Genomic DNA, 18263 nt, shown 5'->3' on the forward strand with positions numbered 1-18263 from the left:
TCGTCGGACGCGCGCTACCCTCCTGACATGGCTGGGACGGGCGGGCGAGGACGCCCGGGCCGCCGGCTGCGCCGGGTCGACGAGACCTCCGCCGGGGGCCTGGTGGTGGCCGACGACGGCGTGACCGGGCCCCGTGCCGCCCTGATCGGCCGCACCGACCGCCGTGGCCGCCTCCTCTGGTCGCTGCCCAAGGGGCACATCGAGGCAGGGGAGACCCCCGAGGACACCGCCGTCCGCGAGGTCGCCGAGGAGACCGGCATCATCGGCGAGGTCGTCGCGCCGCTGGGGATCATCGACTTCTGGTTCGTCGCCGAGGGCCGCCGGGTGCACAAGACGGTGCACCACTTCCTCCTGCGCGCGGTCGGCGGCGCCCTCTCCGACGCCGACGTCGAGGTCACCGAGGTCGCCTGGGTCCCGTTGGAGGAGCTCAGCACCCGGCTGGCCTACGCCGACGAGCGTGCCCTGGTCGAGCGCGCCCCCGGACTCCTGGCCGACAGCGCGTGACCCGGCCGGCTGCCACCCGCGCCGGTGGCCGCCCCGCCGTCGCTCCCGCCCGGCCGGGTGCCGTCCGGCGTGCGGCCGCGCTCGCCCCGCTGCTGTCGGGCGCGCTCGTGCTCGGCGCCCCCCTCCTCGCGCCGGCGACCGGCCTGCCCCCGGCAGTGGCAGCACCGGCCCCCAGCGCCCCGGACGAGGCCGCGTCCGCCGACCGGCCCGTCCGCATCGACGTCGCCCGCTTCGAGCCCCGCACGGTGACCCCGGGCGCGCTGATCACCCTCAGCGGCACGTTGACCAACACCGGGGCGGAACCGATCACCGGGCTGACCGCGCGACTGCAGCGCGGCGACGTCCGCACCGACCGGCCCGAGCTCTCGGAAGCGGTCAGCGATCCCGACCCTGCGACCACCGTGCAGCCGGCGTTCACCCCGCTGCCGGGCGAGCTCGCCCCCGGGAGCAGCGTGGAGTTCAGCTACACGCTCGACTCCGCCGAGCTCCGGCTGGACCAGGACGGCGTCTACCCCGTCCTGTTCAACGTCAACGGCACCGTCGACGACGACCAGGAGCGCCGGGTCGGCGAGCTGTCGACCTTCCTCGTCCAGCAGCCCGTCGTGCCCTCCTCGCGGACCACGGTGGCCTGGCTGTGGCCCCTGTCCGAGCCCAGCCACCGCGACGCCTCCGGGGACTTCGTCGACGACGGGCTCGCCGAGGCCGTGGGCACCGGCGGTCGGCTGGACCGCGCCCTGACCGTGATCGAGCGGCTGCCCGGCGGCCCGCCCGCCACCGAGCCCGCCGCGCCCCTGCCGGTCACCCTCGCGCTCGACCCCGCCCTCGTGGAGGAGCTGGCGCTCATGGCCGACGGTCCCTACGCCGTCGACGGAGTGGCCGGCACCGGCACCGACGCGGCCCGGTCGTTCCTCGAACGGCTGCGCGCGGTGGTGGCCACCCGCCCGGTCGTGGCGCTGCCCTACGGCGACGTCGACGCCGACGGGCTGCAGGCCGCCGGGCTCCCGATGGTCGTCACCCGCAGCCTGCCGGGCACCTCGGAGGGCACCGCGCAGGACCCTCCCGGCCCACCGCCGGTGTCCGAGAACCCCGCCGTCGACGGGGGCGCGCCGCCCGCGGAGCCGGCCGAGGCATCCGACACCGGCGCGGGGACGGCGATCCTCACCGACGTCCTGGACGTCACGCCGATCACCGACCTGGCCTGGGCCCCCGACGGGTCCTACGCCCCCGCCACGCTGGACACGCTGCGCGCCGGCGGGATCGACCAGGTGGTGCTGGGCAGCGGCGCGCTCACCGACGGGGACTCCGCGGTCGGTCTGGACGGATCGGACGCGATCGCCCGCAGCTCGGTGCCGTTCGGCGCGGGGGCGCTGGACGTGCTGGTCGCCGACCCCACGCTGAGCGCCGTGGTCGGCACCGCCGAGGTGACGCAGGGCGGTCCCCGCATCGCCGAGCAGCGCTACCTGGCGGAGCTGGCCGCGCTCAACCTGCAGGCCCCACCGGGGAGCGAGCAGACGGTGCTCGTCGCCCCGCCGCGCGATCTCGATGCCGGTGTCGAGGGTGCCGGCGCGATGATCTCCGACACCGCCGGCCTGCCCTGGCTGCAGGCGGGCAGCGTGGCCGCGATCGGCGACGCACCGGCAGCCGACGCCGGCACGCTCACCGCACCGAGCACGGACACCGCCCTCGACCCGGCCGGGATGGCGGTCCTCGCCGAGGCCGTGGCCGCCCGGGAAGAACTCGCCGAGGCGATCCCCGGGAACGCCGACCTGGCCCTGCGGTCCTACGACGCCGGCATCGCTCGTGCCGCCTCGGTGCTCCGCCGCGACGACCCCGAGGAGTTCGTGGCCGCCGCCGCCGACGCGCGAGGCACGCTCGGCGGCGTGATGGAGCGCGTCACCGTCGTCGCCCCGGCCGACGGCACCTACAGCCTCGCCTCCAGCGACGCGCCGCTGGTCCTGACCGTGGACAACCCACTGCCGTTCCCGGTCGACGTCAGGCTGCACGTGGAGCCGCCGGCCAGCGGCGGTCTGGCCATCGGGGACATCGGCGTGCAGACCCTGGCGCCCGAGCAGCGCACGACCCTGCAGGTGCCCACCGAGCTGCGCCGGTCCGGCGGCTTCACCGTCACCGCGCAGGTGACGACGCCGTCCGGGAGCCCGTTGGGCGACCCGGTGGAGATGCAGGTCAAGAGCACCGCCTACGGCCCGATCTCCCTGTCCATCACCATCGGTGCCGCCGCACTCCTCGGCCTGCTGTTCCTGCGGCGCCTCGTGCGCTTCGTGCTCCGGCGGCGCCGGGGCGCCGTTCCGGGTGACGGCGGCGCCGGACCCGGGTCCCCGGGGCTGTCCGCCGCCCCCACGCGGAGCCCGGTGTGAGCGAGCGACCCGGCTCCCCGGGGAACCCCCCCGACGCCGTGGACGGCGCGCAGGGCGGCGACCGCCCCCGCGCGCTCCCGCTGCCCCCGCCGTCGGCACCCGCCCGGCCGGCACCGGGCCGCCGCAGCTGGGGCTCTCCCGCACCGCTGCCACCGGCCCCCTACCTGGCGACCCCGCCGAGCGACGCGGTCTTCGCCGCGCCGCCCACCACCGACGGCGGCCCCGCGGAGGCCGTCGTGGACGGCGCGGCCCGGCCGCCGTCGCCACCCCGGTTGCCACCCGTCCCGCCCGCCCGGCCGGGACGACCGGCCACGCCCGTGCCGCCGCTGCCGCCGCTGCGGCACCGCTGGGTGCCGGCAGCGGACGACACCCAGGTCTTCCCCATGCCGGTGCTGCCGCCGGTACCGCGCGCCGAGCAGGAGACCGACGAGGACGTCGAGCGGCGCGAGGGCGCGCCCGGCGCCAGCGGCGGCATCCTGCGGGCGGCCGGCACGATGGCGGTCGCGACGCTGGTCTCCCGGATCACCGGTCTGCTGCGCACGATGGTGCTCGCCGCCGCCCTGGGCGTCGGGTTGTTCGCCGACGCCTACAACACCGTCAACACGCTGCCCAACATCGTCTACGAGCTGCTCCTCGGCGGCGTCCTCACCTCGGTGATCGTCCCGCTGCTGGTGCACGCGCAGGAACGCGACCGGGACGACGGTGTCGCCTACGCACAGCGACTGGCCACCATCGCCCTGACCGGCCTGCTGGTCATGACCGCGCTCGCCATGCTCGCCGCACCGCTGCTGACCTCGTTGCTGGGCCTCGACGAGAACCCGGCGCAGTACCGCGTGGCCAACTGGCTGGCCCGGATGCTGCTGATCGAGATCGTCTTCTACGGGCTCGGCGCGTTCGCCCAGGCGATCCTCAACTCGCGGGGCGTCTTCGGGCCACCCGCCTGGGCGCCGGTGCTCAACAACCTCGTGGTGATCGCCACGGGTCTGGTGTTCCTCGCGGCGGCCGGCCCCGGCGAGCTCGAGCCGGCCACCATCGCCCCCGGGCTGGTGTGGCTCCTCGGCATCGGCACGGTGCTCGGCATCGCGGTGCAGGCCGTCGTGCTCGTCCCGCTGCTGCGCAAGGCCGGCATCCCGCTCCGGCCCCGGTGGGGGCTGCGGGAGACGGGCCTGCGCGAGGCCGGGACCCTGGGCCTGTGGGTCATCGGCTACGTGGCCGTGAGCCAGATCGGCGTCGTGGTGGCGCTGCGGATCGCCAACGCGGCGCAGCGCGCGGGCGGCCTGGGCTCCACCGCGTTCCAGTACGCCAGCCTCCTCTTCCAGATGCCCTACGGGATCATCGGTGTCGCGCTGCTCACCGCGCTGGTGCCCCGGATGAGCCGGGCCGCCGCGCGTCGGGACGTGCCGGGTGTGGTCGAGGACCTCTCGCTCGGCACCCGCCTCTCGGCCCTGGGTCTCCTGCCGGTCACCGCCGTCCTCACCGTGCTCGGCCCGCCGCTGGGCGTGCTCGCCTTCGCCCGCGGCAACACGTCGGTGGACGAGGCGCAGGCCATCGGCACCGCGCTCGCCGTCGGCGCCTTCGGGCTGCTGCCGATGGCGGTCACGCTCCTGCAGCTGCGGGTCTTCTACGCCATGAAGGACGCCCGCACCCCCACGCTCATCCAGATCGGCATGGTGGCCGTCCGGGTGCCGCTGCTCGTGCTGGTTCCCGTGGTGGTCGAGCCGGAGCTCGTCGTGGCCGGGCTGATGCTCGTCACGAGCCTCACCTACGTCGCCGGGTGGGTCATCGGCGACCTCGCGCTGCGCCGCCGGTTCGGCGGGCTGCGCACCCGCGAGACCTTCACCCCCCTCGCCCGGATCGCCGCCGTCTCGCTCGTGGCCGGTCTCGTCGGCGGTCTTGTCCGGATCGTGACCGGCGACCTGGGCGAACGCTCCATGGCAGGCTCGCTCGTCGAAGTCGTCCTCGGTACCGTGGTCGTCGGCGGCGTCGCACTGGTCGGTCTGGTGGTGGCCCGCGTTCCGGAGCTCCGGGAGCCCCTGGCTGCGGTCAGGGCCCGGCTGGGACGCAGGTGACCGAGGGCCGGCCGCTGGGGCCGACCGTGCCGGAGCGTCCGCCTCGGCGGCCGGAGCAGCACAGGGAGTCGACAGTGTCGATGGCGTCCACGACCACCGGCCTGCCCGAGCGTTACCGGCCCCTCGACCAGATCGGTCCGGACGAGACCACCCCCACCGGCGTCATCCAGAGCTGGCGCGCCAAGGACCGGGTCCTCAACCGCGACGTCGCCGTCCGGGTGCACGTGCCGGCCGGCCCCGCCGCCCACGCCTGGATCACCCGCGCGCTCACCGCGGGTGGGCTGGCCACCCCGGCGCTGGCGATGGTCTACGACGCTTCCGAGGGCAGCGGCGACCCGCAGGCACCGGGGGGCGCGGCGTACGTCGTCAACGAGTGGATCGACGGCGAGACCCTCGCCGACCGGTTGCGCTCGGGGCCGATGCCGGAGCGGGAGGTGCGGCTGGTCCTCCGCCGGCTCGCCGAGGGCGTGGCCGAGGCGCACCGGGTCGGGCTGGCGGTCGGCGGCCTGACGCTGGAGAACGTCGTCCTCCGGCCCAACGGGCTGGTCGGGCTGCGGGCCGTGCCGGCGGCCTCGGGCACCGTCCAGGGCGACATCACCGCGCTCGGCGAGCTGCTGGAGGCCTGCCTCACCGGCATCGGCCCCGGCGCTCGGCCGGCGTCCGGCCCGTCCGACCTGGTGGCGCTCGCCCGCCGGGCGCGCTCGACCGAACCGGGCCAGGGGATGTCCAGCGTCGCCGCCATGGCCGCGCTGCTCGCCGAGCGGCCCCGCACCGGACCCAACCAGGCGCTGGCGTCGTACCGCGGCGAGGACGCCGACGGTGGACGGCGCCGCCGCTCGCGGGACCGCCGCGGCGACAACGCGGCGCCGGTGCGGCTGGAGCCCGGCACCCTGCCCCCCGTGCCCCCGGTGCGCCCGACCGGCGAGGACGAGCCGGTGCCGGCGGTCAACCCGAGCCGGGACACCATCGTGGCCGGCCGAGCACTGCCTCCCGCCCCGTCGGCCGGTGACGACGAGCCCTTCGGGGTGCTGGAGCCGGACGTGATGTCGGACCAGGACCCGTACGCCGACCCGGTCGACCTCGACGACGACGAGGACGACGCCCGCAAGCACCGGCTGGTCGTCGTGGGCCTGCCGCTGCTCGCCCTGCTGGTGGTCATCGCCCTGGCGTGGTGGTTCGGGTCGAGCGTCCTGTCGGTGACCGACTCGGTGGAGTCCGAGATCGACGGGACCACGCCCCCGGCCAGCAGCGCCCCTGTCGCGGACGGCGGTGCGGAGGGCGACGACCCGGGGAGCGCACCCGGCCCGGTGGCCACCATCGCCGCCGCCCAGGTGTTCGACCCCTTCGGCGACGGCGAGCCGGAGAACGACCGCGCGGTCCCGCTGTCGTACGACGGCGACCCCGCCACCACCTGGTCCACCCTCAACTACCGCGGCTCCCCGGCGTTCGGGAACCTCAAGCCCGGCGTCGGCGTCCTCTACGACCTCGGGGGCGCCGAGGACCTCTCCGGCGTCACCATCCAGACGGCACTGCCCGGTGCCACCGTCGAGGTCCGCACCGCGGAGACGGCCGGGGCCGCTCTCGACGACTTCGCCGTGGCTGCGAACGGCACCCTGGAGCAGACCACCGACCTCGCGTTCGACGACCCGGTGACCGCCCGCTACGTGCTCGTGTGGCTCACCGGCCTGGTCGACAGCCCGGACGGCTTCTCCGCACAGCTGGCCGAGGTGGAGATCCGCACCGCCGGCTGAGGACGGACGCCGTCCCCCACCCCACCGGGGCACGGGACGGGCCCGCCCGGGAATGGCCCCCCTAGGATCGTCGTTGTGGCGACCGTGAGCGCGAGCACCGAGAACCAGCCGACGCCGGGCCCCGCCGTGACCACCGGCGAGATCGAGCAGCCGGTCATCCCCCCGGCCGAGCACGACGGCATCCGCGACCTGATCATCATCGGGTCCGGGCCCGCCGGCTACACCGCGGCCACCTACGCCGCCCGGGCGAACCTGCACCCCCTGGTGTTCGAGGGCTCGCAGTTCGGCGGCGCCCTCATGACCACCACCGAGGTCGAGAACTTCCCCGGCTTCCCCGAGGGCATCCAGGGCCCCCAGCTGATGGACGACATGCGCACCCAGGCCGAGCGCTTCGGCGCGGAGCTCGTGCCGTCGGACGTGACCGAGGTCGACCTCACCGCCGAGCCGAAGATCGTGAAGGTCGGCGACCAGGTGCACCGGGCCCACGCGGTCATCGTGGCCACCGGGTCGAAGTACCGGTACCTGGGCCTGGACAACGAGCAGCGGCTGCTCGGCCGCGGCGTCTCGGCCTGCGCCACCTGCGACGGGTTCTTCTTCCGCGACCAGGACATCGTGGTCGTCGGCGGCGGCGACTCGGCGATGGAGGAGGCCACCTTCCTCACCCGGTTCGCCAAGAGCGTCACCGTGGTCCACCGCCGCGAGGAGCTGCGCGCCTCGAAGATCATGCAGAAGCGGGCGCAGGACAACGAGAAGATCCGCTGGGCCCTCGGCAAGCAGGTCACCGACGTCCTGGGCGAGAGCACCGTCTCCGCCGTCCAGCTGACCGACCTCGCCACCGGGGACACCGAGACGATGCCGGTGACCGGCATGTTCCTCGCCATCGGGCACGACCCGCGCAGCGAGCTGTTCGTCGGCCAGCTGAAGCTCGACGACGAGGGCTACATCCAGGTGGACCACCCGACCACCCGCACCAACATCGACGGCGTCTTCGCCTGCGGCGACGTCGTCGACCACATCTACCGCCAGGCGATCACGTCGGCCGGCACGGGTGCCGCCGCCGCCATCGACGCCGAGCGGTGGCTCGCCGAGACCTTCGACGAGCGCTGACCGCGGGCCTGCCGGGCAACGGCCGGATCCGGGCATAACCGACCCGTCCGGCCGGTTGTCCGGGCAGGCACACCTCGTCAGCGCATGCAACGAGCCAGTCGACCGAGAGGGAGAACGACCATGGCAGGCAACACCGTGACGGTGACCGACTCCAGCTTCGCCACCGATGTGCTGGGCAGCGACAAGCCCGTGCTCGTCGACTTCTGGGCGGAGTGGTGCGGCCCGTGCAAGATGGTCGCCCCCGTGCTGGAGGAGATCGCCGCCGAGCACGGCGACAAGCTCACCATCGCGAAGCTGAACATCGACGAGAACCCGCAGATCGCCCGCGACTACCAGGTCATGTCGATCCCGACCATGACGGTCTTCCAGGGCGGCAAGCCGGTCAAGAGCATCATCGGCGCCAAGCCCAAGGGCGCCATCCTGAGCGACCTCGCCGACTACCTGTAGAAGGGCCACCCTTCCCCCCACGCCTCGCACGCTCGGCGCGGGACCCTGAAGGGCGGCCGTTCCAGCACGTCACCGGGCCCACCCGTCCCTCCGGACGGGTGGGCCTGCGTCGTACGGGGGGAGGCTGGTCCGCCCCCGGTGCGCCGTCCCCGGCGGGAGGGACCACAATCGGTCACACCATGGGAACCGACAGCCGCATGCAGCCTCTGGGGCGGGGGGACCGCGGGCCGGCCGTCGCCGACGTGCACGCCGCCCTCCGCAGCCTGGGCCTCCTCCCCGCTGCCGAGAACGGGAACGAACCGGGTCTGGAGTCGGCGGAGTACGACGCCGACACCGAGCTGGCCGTCCGCCACTTCCAGCAGGTCCGCGGCCTCTCGGTCGACGGGCGGGTCGGGGAGGAGACCTACCGGGCCCTCACCGAGGCCCGCTGGTCGCTGGGTGACCGGCTGCTGCGCTACGACCCGGAACGGCCGATGCGCGGCGACGACGTGACGAACCTGCAGGAACGCCTGCTGGAGCTCGGCTACGACGCCGGCCGGGCCGACGGCATCCTCGGCCCGGAGACCGAGGTCGGCCTGCGCGCCTTCCAGCGCGACTACGGGCTGACCTCGGACGGCACCTGCGGCCCGGCGACGCTGCGCGCCCTGCGCCAGCTGGGACGCAAGGTGACCGGTGGCCGTCCCCAGCTGCTGCGGCAGAGCGCCTCCTTCGTGGAGAGCGGCCCGCACCTGATCGGACGCCGGATCGTCGTCGACGCCGGCCACGGCGGTCCGGACACCGGCTTCACCGTGGGCGAGACGACCGAGGCGGACCTGGCCTTCGACCTGGCGTCCCGGATCGAGGGCGGGCTGGCCGCCGCCGGCGCCACCGTGTACCTCACCCGCGGCCGCGAGCAGAACCCGACGCCCGCCGAACGCACCGCCTTCGCCAACGACGCCCGGGCCGACCTCTTCATCGCCCTGCACCTGGATGCACACCCGTCCGAGCACGCCCGGGGGGTCGCCGCCTACTACTACGGCACCGGATCGGGTGCCTCGTCCACGGTGGGGGAGCAGTTCGCCAACCTGGCCCGCCGCGAGGTCGTCGCCCGCACCGGGATGCTCGACCTCGGCTCGCACCCCAAGACGTGGGAGCTGCTGCGGATGACGCGCATGCCGGCGGTCCGGCTGGACTGCGGCTACCTCTCCCACCCGGTCGACCGGCAGCTGCTGCTCGACGCGCGGGTGCGCAGCTCCATCGCCCACGGCGTCCTGGCCGCTGTGCAGCGGCTCTACCTCCCGGCCGAGTCCGACCCACCGACCGGCACCTTCGTCCTCCCCGAGAAGGCGTAGCCGGCCACTCGCCCCCAGGCCCCGGCCGGGCCCGAACGGTCCACCTGGCACCGGTGGTCCCACCAGGCGTCCATCCGCCCGCGCCTACACTCCTGAGGTGGCCACCATCCCGCCCGGCACGCCTGCCGGTTCCGGACAGCAGGGGGCGCACCTGGGTGCGCACCCCCATCCCGCGCCGCGTCATCCGCGGCTCGACCCGCTGGCCGACCGCTACGCAGCCCGCACCCACGGGATGAAGAGCTCGGAGATCCGGGCGCTCTTCTCCGTGGTCAGCCGGCCCGAGGTGGTCTCCCTGGCCGGTGGCATGCCTGCCGTCACCGCGCTCCCGCTGGACGCGGTGGGCTCGATGATCGGGGACCTGGTCTCGGGCATGGGCGCGCAGACGCTCCAGTACGGCTCGGGTCAGGGCGACCCGCGGCTGCGGGAGCGGATCTGCGACGTCATGGCGCTCGAGGGCATCACCGACGCCTCGCCGAGCGAGGTCGTGGTCACGGTCGGCTCGCAGCAGGGGCTGGACCTGGTCACCCGCGTCTTCGTCGACCCCGGTGACGTGATCCTCGCCGAGGCGCCGTCCTACGTCGGCGCGCTCGGCGTCTTCCAGTCCGCCCAGGCCCGGGTGCGGCACGTCGCCATGGACGACGACGGGCTGATCCCGGAGGCGCTGGAGCAGGCCCTGGCCGCGTGCCGCGCCGACGGCGACCGGGTGAAGTTCCTCTACACCGTGCCGAACTTCCACAACCCGGCCGGCGTGACCCTCTCCGAGCCGCGCCGCGAGGAGATCATGGCGATCGCCGAGCGCTGGGACCTGCTGATCATCGAGGACAACCCCTACGGCCTGCTGGGCTTCGACCGCGAGCCGATGCGGGCACTGCGCGCCCGGGACGCCCACCGGGTGATCTACCTGGGCTCCTTCTCCAAGACGTTCTCCCCGGGCCTGCGGGTGGGCTGGGTGCTCGCGCCGCTGGCCGTCCGGGAGAAGCTCGTGCTGGCCACCGAGGCGCAGGTGCTCTGCCCGCCGTCGCTCACCCAGTACGCCGTCGCCCGGTACCTGGACACCCAGCCCTGGCGCGAGCAGATCAAGCTGTTCACCGAGCTCTACCGGGAGCGCCGCGACGCCACGCTGGAGTCCCTGCAGGCGCTCATGCCGGCGGGCACCACCTGGACCCGCCCCGACGGCGGCTTCTACGTGTGGCTCAAGCTGCCCGCCGGGCTGGACGCGAAGCTCATGCAGCCCCGCGCCGTCGGCGCGCACGTCGCCTACGTCCCGGGCATCGGCTTCTACGCCGACGGCAGCGGCCAGGAGTACATGCGCCTGTCGTACTGCTACCCCGAGCCGGATCAGATCCGGGAGGGGGTCCGCCGGCTGTCCCGCGTCGTCGAGGCGGAACTGGACCTGCACTCCACCTTCGACAAGGTCGACACCGGCACCTTCCGGGCGATTCGGCCGGGCTCCGGCCACGACGCCGAGTCGATGGTGGGGCCGGCGAACAGCGACACGTACGAGGACGGCCGATGAGCGAGACCGCGCCCGCCGCAGTGCCCGCCGCGCCCGAGGAGCGACACCCGCTGCGGGCCGTCGTCCTCGCCGGCGGGCTCACCTTCGAACGCGAGGTCAGCCTCTCCTCCGGCACCCAGGTGGTCGAGGAGCTCACCCGCGCCGGCCTGGACGCCGAGCTGCGCGACGCCGATGCCGAGCTGCTGCCCGGCCTGGCCGCGGCCCCGGCCGACGCGGTCTTCATCGCGCTGCACGGCGCCACCGGCGAGGACGGTGCCCTCCGTGCGGTCCTCGACCTGGCCGGGGTGCCGTACGTGGGGTCGCCCGCGGCCGCGTGCCGGCTGGCCTGGGACAAGCCGGCCGCGAAGTCCGTGGTCCGCACCGCCGGGCTGACCACGCCGGACTGGGTGGCGCTCCCGCACAGCACCTTCCGCGAACTGGGTGCCGGTGCGGTGCTGGACCTGATGGTGGCCCGGCTGGGGCTGCCCCTGATGGTCAAGCCGGCGTCGGGCGGCTCGGCCCTGGGCGTGCAGAAGATCAGCCGGGTCGAGGACCTCCCGGCCGCGATGGTCAGCTGCTTCGCCTACGGCGACACCGTGATGGTGGAGCGCTACGTCGAGGGGGTCGAGGTCGCGCTCGCCGTCGTCGACCTGGGCGACGGGCCGGTCGCGCTGCCGGCCGTCGAGATCGAGCCCGAATCCGGGGTCTTCGACTACGCGTCCCGCTACTCACCGGGGCTCACCGAGTACCACGCGCCCGCCCGCATCCCGGAGGAGGCGGCGGCCCGCGCCGCCGAGGTCGCCGTCCGGGTGCACGAGGTGCTGGGGCTGGCCGACCTCTCCCGGACCGACGCGATCGTGACCCCCGACGGCGAGGTGCACTTCCTCGAGGTGAACGTCTCCCCGGGGCTGACCGAGACCTCCATGTTCCCCATGGCGGTCGAGGCGGCCGGCTACGACCTGGGCGCGGTGCTGGCCCGCCTGCTCGCCCGGTGCGCGGAGAACCCGCGCTGAACGTGGCGCAGCCGACAGAGGCCGCCTTCCGTCAGTGACGGAAGGCGGCCTCTGTCGTTACCGGTGGTGGATCAGGCGTCGGGACGACGCCCGGTGATGTCCGGCGCCATGACGCCGATGATCCGCTGCAGGTCGTCCACCGAACCGAACTCGACGACGATCTTGCCCTTCGACCGGCCGATCTGGATCTTCACCTTGGTCTCGAACATGTCCGACAGCCGGGAGCCCAGCTCCTCCACCCCGGGTGCGGAGATCCGCCGGGTGCGTCGCTTGGCCGCGGGCTCCTCGGCGGCCGCCAGCGCGACGGCCTCCTCGGTGGCCCGCACCGAGAGGCCCTCGGCGACGATCCGGGTGGCCAGCGCGTCCTGGCCCACCGGATCCTGCAGTCCGAGCAGCGCGCGGGCGTGCCCGGCGGAGATGACGCCGGCGGCGACCCGGGTCTGCACCTTCACCGGCAGCTTCATCAGCCGGATGGTGTTGGTGACCTGCGAGCGGCTGCGCCCGATCCGCTGCGCGAGCTCCTCGTGCGTGGCCCCGAACTCCTCCAGCAGCTGCTGGTAGGCGGCGGCCTCCTCCAGCGGGTTCAGCTGGACCCGGTGGATGTTCTCGAGCAGCGCGTCGCGCAGCATCGCGTCGTCGGTGGTGTCGCGCACGATCGCCGGCACGGTGCCGAGACCGGCCGCCCGCGCGGCGCGCAGCCGCCGCTCGCCCATGATGAGCTCGTAGCGCCCACCGTCGGACTCGCGCACGACGATCGGCTGGAGGAGCCCGAACTCCCTGACGCTGTGGGTCAGCTCCTCCAGGGCCTCGTCGTCGAAGACCTGCCGCGGCTGCTTCGGGTTCGGCACGACGTCCTCGACCCCGACCTCGCGCAGCTGCGCACCCGGGACGCCCACCGCGTCGGTCTCCGCGGCCGGGGACGGCGCCGGGGAGGGCACCAGGCTGACCGGCGCACGCGACGGCTCGGTCGCCTCCGCGACCGGCGAGGCGCCGTCCGGCCCGGTCCCGGAGCGCGGAGCCGACTGCTCGTCCCGCTCCGTGCCCGGCGCCGGGGTGGTGGGCGCGACCGGGGGAGGCGTGGGCGCCGGCCCGGTCGGGATGAGCGCCGCCAGCCCGCGTCCGAGGCCGCCTCGCTTCGTCATGACAGCTCCTCGCTGGCAGGGGTGGTCACTGGGAGTCCTGGCCGCCGAACGGCACCGACGTCTCCCCGAAGGCGAGCGCGCCGACCGGGGTGGCCCCGTTGCTTCCGGTGGACGCATCGAGGGGCTCGAGGGCCACCCCGCGCTGGGCCAGCTCGCGGGCGGCCTCCACGTAGCTGGTCGAGCCGCGCGAGCCCGGGTCGTAGGTCAGCACCGACTGCCCGTAGCCCGGCGCCTCGGAGACCCGCACGTTGCGGGGGATCACGGCGTTCAGCACGAGGTCCCCGAAGTGGTTGCGGACCTCGTCGGCGACCTGGTCGGCGAGCTTCGTCCGCCCGTCGTACATGGTGAGCAGGATGGTCCGCACCGCGATCCCCGGGTTGAGGTGCTGGCGGACCAGGTCGATGTTGTTGAGCAGCTGCCCCAACCCCTCCAGCGCGTAGTACTCGCACTGGATGGGGATGAGCACCTCGTCGCCGGCCACCAGCGCGTTCAACGTCAGCAGGCCGAGCGAGGGCGGGCAGTCGATGAGCACGTAGTGCGGGCGCCGTTCCCGCGGCAGCGCCGCCACGTACGCCTCGATGGCCCGGCGCAGCCGGTGCTCCCGGGCGACGACGGAGACCAGCTCGATCTCGGCGCCGGCCAGGTCGATGGTCGCCGGCACGCAGAGCAGGTTCGGGCTGGCGGTCGTCGGGTGCACCACCTCGGAGAGGGTGCTGTCACCGACGAGGGCGTCGTAGATCGACGGCGTGCCGACCGTGTGCTCGACGCCGAGGGCCGTGCTCGCGTTGCCCTGCGGGTCGAGGTCGATCACCAGGGTGCGCAGCCCGTAGAGGGCGAGCGCGACGCCGAGGTTCACCGTCGACGTCGTCTTCCCGACCCCACCCTTCTGGTTCGCGATCGTGATGACCCGGATGCGCCCGGGCGCCGGGAAGGGCTCCTGCTCGGCGGCGTGCAGGACACGCGTGGCACGCAGGGCCTCCATGGCGATGGGGCTGTCGAAGTCCGCGAGCCCACCGGAGGACGACGCGGTCGACGACTGGTCAGCGGCGAGGCTGCTGCGCAGCCGCTCGCCCGGGTCGGTCATCGCAGGTCCTTCCTCTGGCGCCGTTTCACGTGGAACGGATCGGGGTAGCAGTGCCTGTTCCACGTGGAACAGGACGCGGGAGCGCCGTCCGGCAGCCTCACCGGTCTCCCCGCGTCATGACCACCACGGTAGTGGCAGCGTCTCCCAGGGATGCACCGACGGCACGCGGTTCGATGTCGCGCATGCCGGCGGCGTGGAGTTCGGGCAGGAAGGCCGGCAGCTCGGCCAGCGCGCGGGCGCCGACCAGGGCCACCAGCTGGGTGCCTGGCCGGAGCAGGCCGCGGCACCAGCCGACGAGCCGGGGGAGTGGGGCGACCGCCCGTGCGGTGACCACGTCGACCCGGCCGACGGCGGTCACCACCGACCGGTCCTCGGCCCGTCCGCGCACCACGCGCCAGGTGGCGGACGGACCCGCGAGGTCGGCGACCGCCTCCTCCAGGAACTCGACCCGCCGGGCCATCGGCTCGACCAGGGTGAGGGCGATGTCCGGGCGGGCCAGCCCGAGCGGGATGCCGGGGAGGCCCGCGCCGCTGCCGACGTCGACCACCCGGGCGTCCCGGGGGACGGCCTCGGCCACTGCCGCGCTGTTGAGGACGTGCCGCTCCCACAGCCGCGGTACCTCGCGGGGGCCGATCAGGCCGCGCGTCACCCCATCGGAGGCCAGCTTGGCCACGTACCGCTGCGCCGCGGGCAGGGCGTCGCCGAAGACGGCGACGGCCGCCGGCGGCGCGGGCACCTCGGGGGCGGCCGGGGCGTCGGGCCCGGGACCTCCGTCGCTCACCTGTCGGGCAGGACCACGACGCGGCGGCGGGGCTCCTCGCCCTCCGACTCGCTGTGCACGCCGGCCACCGAGGCGATGACGTCGTGCACGACCTTGCGCTCGAAGGGGTTCATCGGGCTGAGCCGCTCCGGCTGGCCGCTGGCGGAGACCCGGCGCGCGGTCTCGCCGGCCAGCGAGGTGAGGTCCGCCCGGCGCTTGGACCGGTAGCCACCCACGTCGAGCATCAGCCGGCTGCGCACACCCGTGGACTGGGCGACGGCGAGGCGGGTGAGCTCCTGGAGCGCCTCCAGCGTGGCGCCGTCGGGACCGATCAGGTCGTCCAGCCGGCCGCCGACGATCGCGACCGACGCCCGGTCCCCTTCCACGTCGAGGTCGATGTCGCCGTCCACGTCGAGGATGTCGAGGAGCCGCTCGAGGTAGTCCCCGGCGACGTCGCCCTCGCGGACCAGCAGGTCGTCAGCGGTCCCACCGGCCCCACCCGTCTCGGCGGTCTCGACGTCGACGGGCTCCACGACGGCGTCGTCGCTGGCGGCGTCCGCGTCGGGCAGAGCGGGCGGGTTGTCTGTCACGGGCTGCTGCGGAGCACTCACGGGTGTTCCTCCCAGTTCGGTGCGGCGGCCGGGTGGCCCCGGTGGACTGTGTGCCGGGCGGGCCGGCTGGAAAGCGGTCGGGCGAGGGTCAGCGACGCTTCCGCTTCCCGCGGTTGGCCGGCCCCTGGCCCGCTCCGGAGCGGGAGTTCCGGCCGGCGCCGGACCCCGCGCTGCGCGAGCCGGTGGACCCGGTGGCCGTGGACCCGGTGGCCGTGGACCCGTTCCCCGTGGACCCGTTCCCCGTGGACCCGTTCCCCGTGGACCCGTTCCCCGTGGACCCGTCGGACGTCGGGTCGTCGCCGACGCGACCGTCGCCGTCCACGGTGCTCGACGGCGCGGCCGTGGTGGAGGCGGGGCGCCCCTGCTTGGGTCGCACCGGCTTCGCGCCCGGCTTCGGGGCGAGCGTCTTCGGGTCGACGGCCGGCTTGTCCGCATCCGCCTTCGCCTTCCCGGCGTCGGAGCCGGGCGGCGGCAGCTTGCGGAGGATGAAGAACTGCTGGCCCATCGTCCACAGGTTGTTCGTCATCCAGTAGATGAGGACACCGATGGGGAAGATGAAGCCGGAGACGAAGAGGCTCAGCGGCACGCCGTAGAGCATCAGCTTCTGCACCATCGCTGCCTGACCCTCGACGGGGCCCGAGCGCGCCATGATCTGCTTCTGCGTGAAGTACGTCGTGAAGCACATCACGACGATCAGCGCGAAGGCGACGATCCGGATGGTGGTGTAGCTGGCGATGTCCAGGATCGCCTGCTCCTTGGCGCCGCTCATGTTGAACGACGCGGAGATCGGCGCACCGAAGAGCTTGGCGCGTGCCGCCTGGTCGGTGAGCTCGTCGGTCCACGAGTAGAGGCCCTGCTTGTCCGGGGCCAGCCGGCGCAGGACGTGGAACAGCGACAGGAAGACCGGGATCTGCGGCAGGATCGGCAGGCACCCGGCCAGCGGGTTGACCCCGCGCTCCTTGAACAGCTTCTGCTGCGCCTGGGCCATGCCCTGGCGGTCGCTGCCGTACTGCTTGCGCAGCTTCGCCATCTCCGGCTGCAGCTCCTGCATCGCCCGCTGCGACTTCACCTGCTTGACGAACAGCGGGAAGAGGATCAGCCGGATGGTGACGACCAGGAAGACGATCGCCAGGACCCAGCTGAGCCCGGAGAGACCGGACTCGGCGGGCGGGTCGCCGAAGATCCAGTTCCAGAGCGAGTGCCACCGGGCCATGACCCAGGAGATGGCGGTGTACAGCCAGTCAAGCAACGGAGGACTCCTCCTGCGGGGTCCGGCACGCGGCCGGCGGGGTGGCCTCGCGGCCGGGGTCATCGGACGGCGCGCCGGGAGGACGTGCCGCTGTGCTGGACGAGCGGGCACCCGTCCCGGTTCCACGCGCCGGCGGGACGAGATCCACGCCGCCCGGGTGCCACGGCGCGCACTTGGCCAGCCGGACCAGCGCCAGCCAGCTGCCGCGAGCCGCTCCGTGCGTGCCGACCGCCTCGGCGGCGTACGCGCTGCAGGTCGGGTGGAACCGGCAGCGCGGCGGCAGCGCCGGGCTGATCGCCCGGGAGTAGAAGCCGACGGCACGCAGCAGCAGCCGCGCGACGGCGGAGCGCCGCGGGCTCGCCCCGGCCGGCGCGCTCATCGCCGGGAGGCCCGGTCGCCGAGGAGGCGGTCCAGGCCCGAGGCCAGGTCCCGGTGCAGCACCGCCGAGTCGGCGTCGGCTGCTTCGGGGCGGGCGCGGACCACCAGGTCCGCACCGGCGGGCAGGCGGTCGAGCTCGGCTCGCACGACCGCACGCAGGCGACGGGTCACCCGGTGTCGGACCACCGAGTTGCCCACGCTCTTCCCCACCACGAAACCGGCCCGCGCGGCCGGCGGCGACGCGGGGTCGCCGGCCGGCTGCTCGGGCCGTTCGGGGAGGTAGTGCAGCACCATGGTCGGCCGCCCGGCGCGCCGGCCGGATCGGACGACCGCGCTGAACTCCGGGCGCCGGCGCAGGCGTGCCTGCGCAGGCAGCACGTCAGGCGGAGAGCTTCTCGCGGCCCTTGCGCCGACGGGTGGCGAGGATCGCCCGGCCCGCGCGGGTCCGCATCCGCAGCCGGAAGCCGTGGGTCTTGGACCGGCGGCGGTTGTTCGGCTGGAAGGTGCGCTTGCTCACGAGGTACTCCCACTACACGACATCGGCGGTGCGCTCCCGTCGGTGGACGGACGCGCGCAGGGCGTCGGAGCGGCACGGTGACCGTCCCCGGAGCCCTGGAAGCTGGCACTGCGGACCGGCGCACCCAGGCCCGACCGCGCAGACTGGCGTGGCCGGGACACGGGCAGACCCGTCCACAGACTCCGGCCAGCATAGCCGAGGACCGGCGGGTGCCGGTGACCGACCGCCCATGGTGGCCCGAGCGGCCCGGGCGGAAGTCCGCGGCGCGCCGGGGAGCTCCCCCCGGGCCCGACACGCTCGCGCCGCGGGGAACCGGCGGTTCCGGCCCCGCAGCGTTGCCGGGCTGTGGACGGGGCTGTTAGCGTCGCCGTCGCTCCGCGTCGGGCGTCAGGGTCACGACGCGCGGGCCGACCCCGTCGGTCGACCGACC

Annotated in this window: 17 protein-coding genes; 9 read left to right on the plus strand and 8 right to left on the minus strand. The window is 74.5% G+C overall.

The genetic code is table 11. The features are described from left to right. The first annotated feature begins 27 nt into the window (after window positions 1-27). The 9 genes from ACI79Q_RS13735 to ACI79Q_RS13775 all read left to right on the plus strand — a co-directional run bounded on the left by ACI79Q_RS13735 (window position 28) and on the right by ACI79Q_RS13775 (window position 12092). Window positions 28-504 (plus strand): NUDIX hydrolase, encoded by a 477-nt coding sequence (locus tag ACI79Q_RS13735; protein WP_091930860.1) that lies wholly within the window; start codon window positions 28-30, stop codon window positions 502-504. After that, on the plus strand, window positions 501-2879 hold the full coding sequence (locus tag ACI79Q_RS13740) for a DUF6049 family protein (protein WP_456614852.1): 2379 nt from the start codon (window positions 501-503) through the stop codon (window positions 2877-2879). The genes ACI79Q_RS13735 and ACI79Q_RS13740 overlap by 4 nt, the downstream gene beginning before the upstream one ends. After that, window positions 2876-4948 (plus strand): murein biosynthesis integral membrane protein MurJ, encoded by a 2073-nt coding sequence (gene murJ, locus ACI79Q_RS13745; protein WP_456600287.1) that lies wholly within the window; start codon window positions 2876-2878, stop codon window positions 4946-4948. Before ACI79Q_RS13740 ends, murJ begins: the two co-directional genes overlap by 4 nt. A gap of 80 nt (window positions 4949-5028) precedes the next feature. After that, on the plus strand, window positions 5029-6699 hold the full coding sequence (locus tag ACI79Q_RS13750) for a hypothetical protein (RefSeq protein ID WP_456600286.1): 1671 nt from the start codon (window positions 5029-5031) through the stop codon (window positions 6697-6699). A gap of 75 nt (window positions 6700-6774) precedes the next feature. After that, window positions 6775-7806: a thioredoxin-disulfide reductase gene (trxB, locus tag ACI79Q_RS13755; RefSeq protein ID WP_456600285.1), complete on the plus strand. Its 1032-nt coding sequence runs from the start codon at window positions 6775-6777 to the stop codon at window positions 7804-7806. 120 nt (window positions 7807-7926) lie between these two features. Further along, window positions 7927-8253: a thioredoxin gene (gene trxA, locus ACI79Q_RS13760; protein WP_456563417.1), complete on the plus strand. Its 327-nt coding sequence runs from the start codon at window positions 7927-7929 to the stop codon at window positions 8251-8253. A 179-nt stretch (window positions 8254-8432) separates the two neighbouring features. Next, entirely contained in the window at window positions 8433-9584 is a 1152-nt protein-coding gene (locus ACI79Q_RS13765) for an N-acetylmuramoyl-L-alanine amidase (RefSeq protein WP_456589601.1), read from the plus strand. Window positions 9585-9681: 97 nt separating this feature from the next. After that, window positions 9682-11100, plus strand: coding sequence for an aminotransferase-like domain-containing protein (locus ACI79Q_RS13770; RefSeq protein ID WP_456589600.1), 1419 nt, complete (start codon window positions 9682-9684; stop codon window positions 11098-11100). After that, window positions 11097-12092, plus strand: a complete 996-nt coding sequence (locus ACI79Q_RS13775) for a D-alanine--D-alanine ligase family protein (RefSeq protein WP_456600284.1) — start codon at window positions 11097-11099, stop codon at window positions 12090-12092. The genes ACI79Q_RS13770 and ACI79Q_RS13775 overlap by 4 nt, the downstream gene beginning before the upstream one ends. A 71-nt stretch (window positions 12093-12163) precedes the next feature. Here ACI79Q_RS13775 and ACI79Q_RS13780 read toward each other — a convergent pair whose 3' ends face one another. The 8 genes from ACI79Q_RS13780 to rpmH all read right to left on the minus strand — a co-directional run bounded on the left by ACI79Q_RS13780 (window position 12164) and on the right by rpmH (window position 17833). Then, window positions 12164-13234, minus strand: coding sequence for a ParB/RepB/Spo0J family partition protein (locus ACI79Q_RS13780; RefSeq protein WP_456614853.1), 1071 nt, complete (start codon window positions 13232-13234; stop codon window positions 12164-12166). A gap of 25 nt (window positions 13235-13259) precedes the next feature. After that, a complete protein-coding gene (locus tag ACI79Q_RS13785) occupies window positions 13260-14318 on the minus strand; it encodes a ParA family protein (protein ID WP_456600283.1) in 1059 nt (352 codons plus the stop codon). Between the two features lie 97 nt (window positions 14319-14415). Continuing rightward, window positions 14416-15099, minus strand: a complete 684-nt coding sequence (rsmG, locus tag ACI79Q_RS13790; protein ID WP_456596008.1) for a 16S rRNA (guanine(527)-N(7))-methyltransferase RsmG — start codon at window positions 15097-15099, stop codon at window positions 14416-14418. Then, window positions 15096-15668, minus strand: a complete 573-nt coding sequence (locus ACI79Q_RS13795; RefSeq protein WP_456614854.1) for a Jag family protein — start codon at window positions 15666-15668, stop codon at window positions 15096-15098. The genes rsmG and ACI79Q_RS13795 overlap by 4 nt, the downstream gene beginning before the upstream one ends. Window positions 15669-15777: 109 nt before the next feature. Beyond that, complete coding sequence (gene yidC, locus ACI79Q_RS13800) at window positions 15778-16938, minus strand: membrane protein insertase YidC (RefSeq protein WP_456614855.1); 1161 nt, start codon at window positions 16936-16938, stop codon at window positions 15778-15780. After that, window positions 16931-17317, minus strand: a complete 387-nt coding sequence (gene yidD, locus ACI79Q_RS13805) for a membrane protein insertion efficiency factor YidD (protein ID WP_456589593.1) — start codon at window positions 17315-17317, stop codon at window positions 16931-16933. Before yidD ends, yidC begins: the two co-directional genes overlap by 8 nt. Continuing rightward, complete coding sequence (gene rnpA / locus ACI79Q_RS13810) at window positions 17314-17694, minus strand: ribonuclease P protein component (protein ID WP_456589592.1); 381 nt, start codon at window positions 17692-17694, stop codon at window positions 17314-17316. The genes yidD and rnpA overlap by 4 nt, the downstream gene beginning before the upstream one ends. Window position 17695: 1 nt before the next feature. Then, a complete protein-coding gene (rpmH, locus tag ACI79Q_RS13815) occupies window positions 17696-17833 on the minus strand; it encodes a 50S ribosomal protein L34 (RefSeq protein WP_091930872.1) in 138 nt (45 codons plus the stop codon). Between the last annotated feature and the right edge of the window lie 430 nt (window positions 17834-18263).

The sequence above is a fragment of the Blastococcus sp. SYSU DS0828 genome (assembly GCF_054050975.1).

Coding starts and splice junctions, on each gene's coding strand:
- ACI79Q_RS13750 (WP_456600286.1), top strand. CDS start 5,029: ATGGCGTCCACGACCACCGGCCTGCCCGAGCGTTACCGGCCCCTCGAC.
- yidD (WP_456589593.1), bottom strand. CDS start 17,317: ATGAGCGCGCCGGCCGGGGCGAGCCCGCGGCGCTCCGCCGTCGCGCGG.
- trxA (WP_456563417.1), top strand. CDS start 7,927: ATGGCAGGCAACACCGTGACGGTGACCGACTCCAGCTTCGCCACCGAT.
- ACI79Q_RS13775 (WP_456600284.1), top strand. CDS start 11,097: ATGAGCGAGACCGCGCCCGCCGCAGTGCCCGCCGCGCCCGAGGAGCGA.
- ACI79Q_RS13780 (WP_456614853.1), bottom strand. CDS start 13,234: ATGACGAAGCGAGGCGGCCTCGGACGCGGGCTGGCGGCGCTCATCCCG.
- ACI79Q_RS13785 (WP_456600283.1), bottom strand. CDS start 14,318: ATGACCGACCCGGGCGAGCGGCTGCGCAGCAGCCTCGCCGCTGACCAG.
- ACI79Q_RS13735 (WP_091930860.1), top strand. CDS start 28: ATGGCTGGGACGGGCGGGCGAGGACGCCCGGGCCGCCGGCTGCGCCGG.
- ACI79Q_RS13765 (WP_456589601.1), top strand. CDS start 8,433: ATGGGAACCGACAGCCGCATGCAGCCTCTGGGGCGGGGGGACCGCGGG.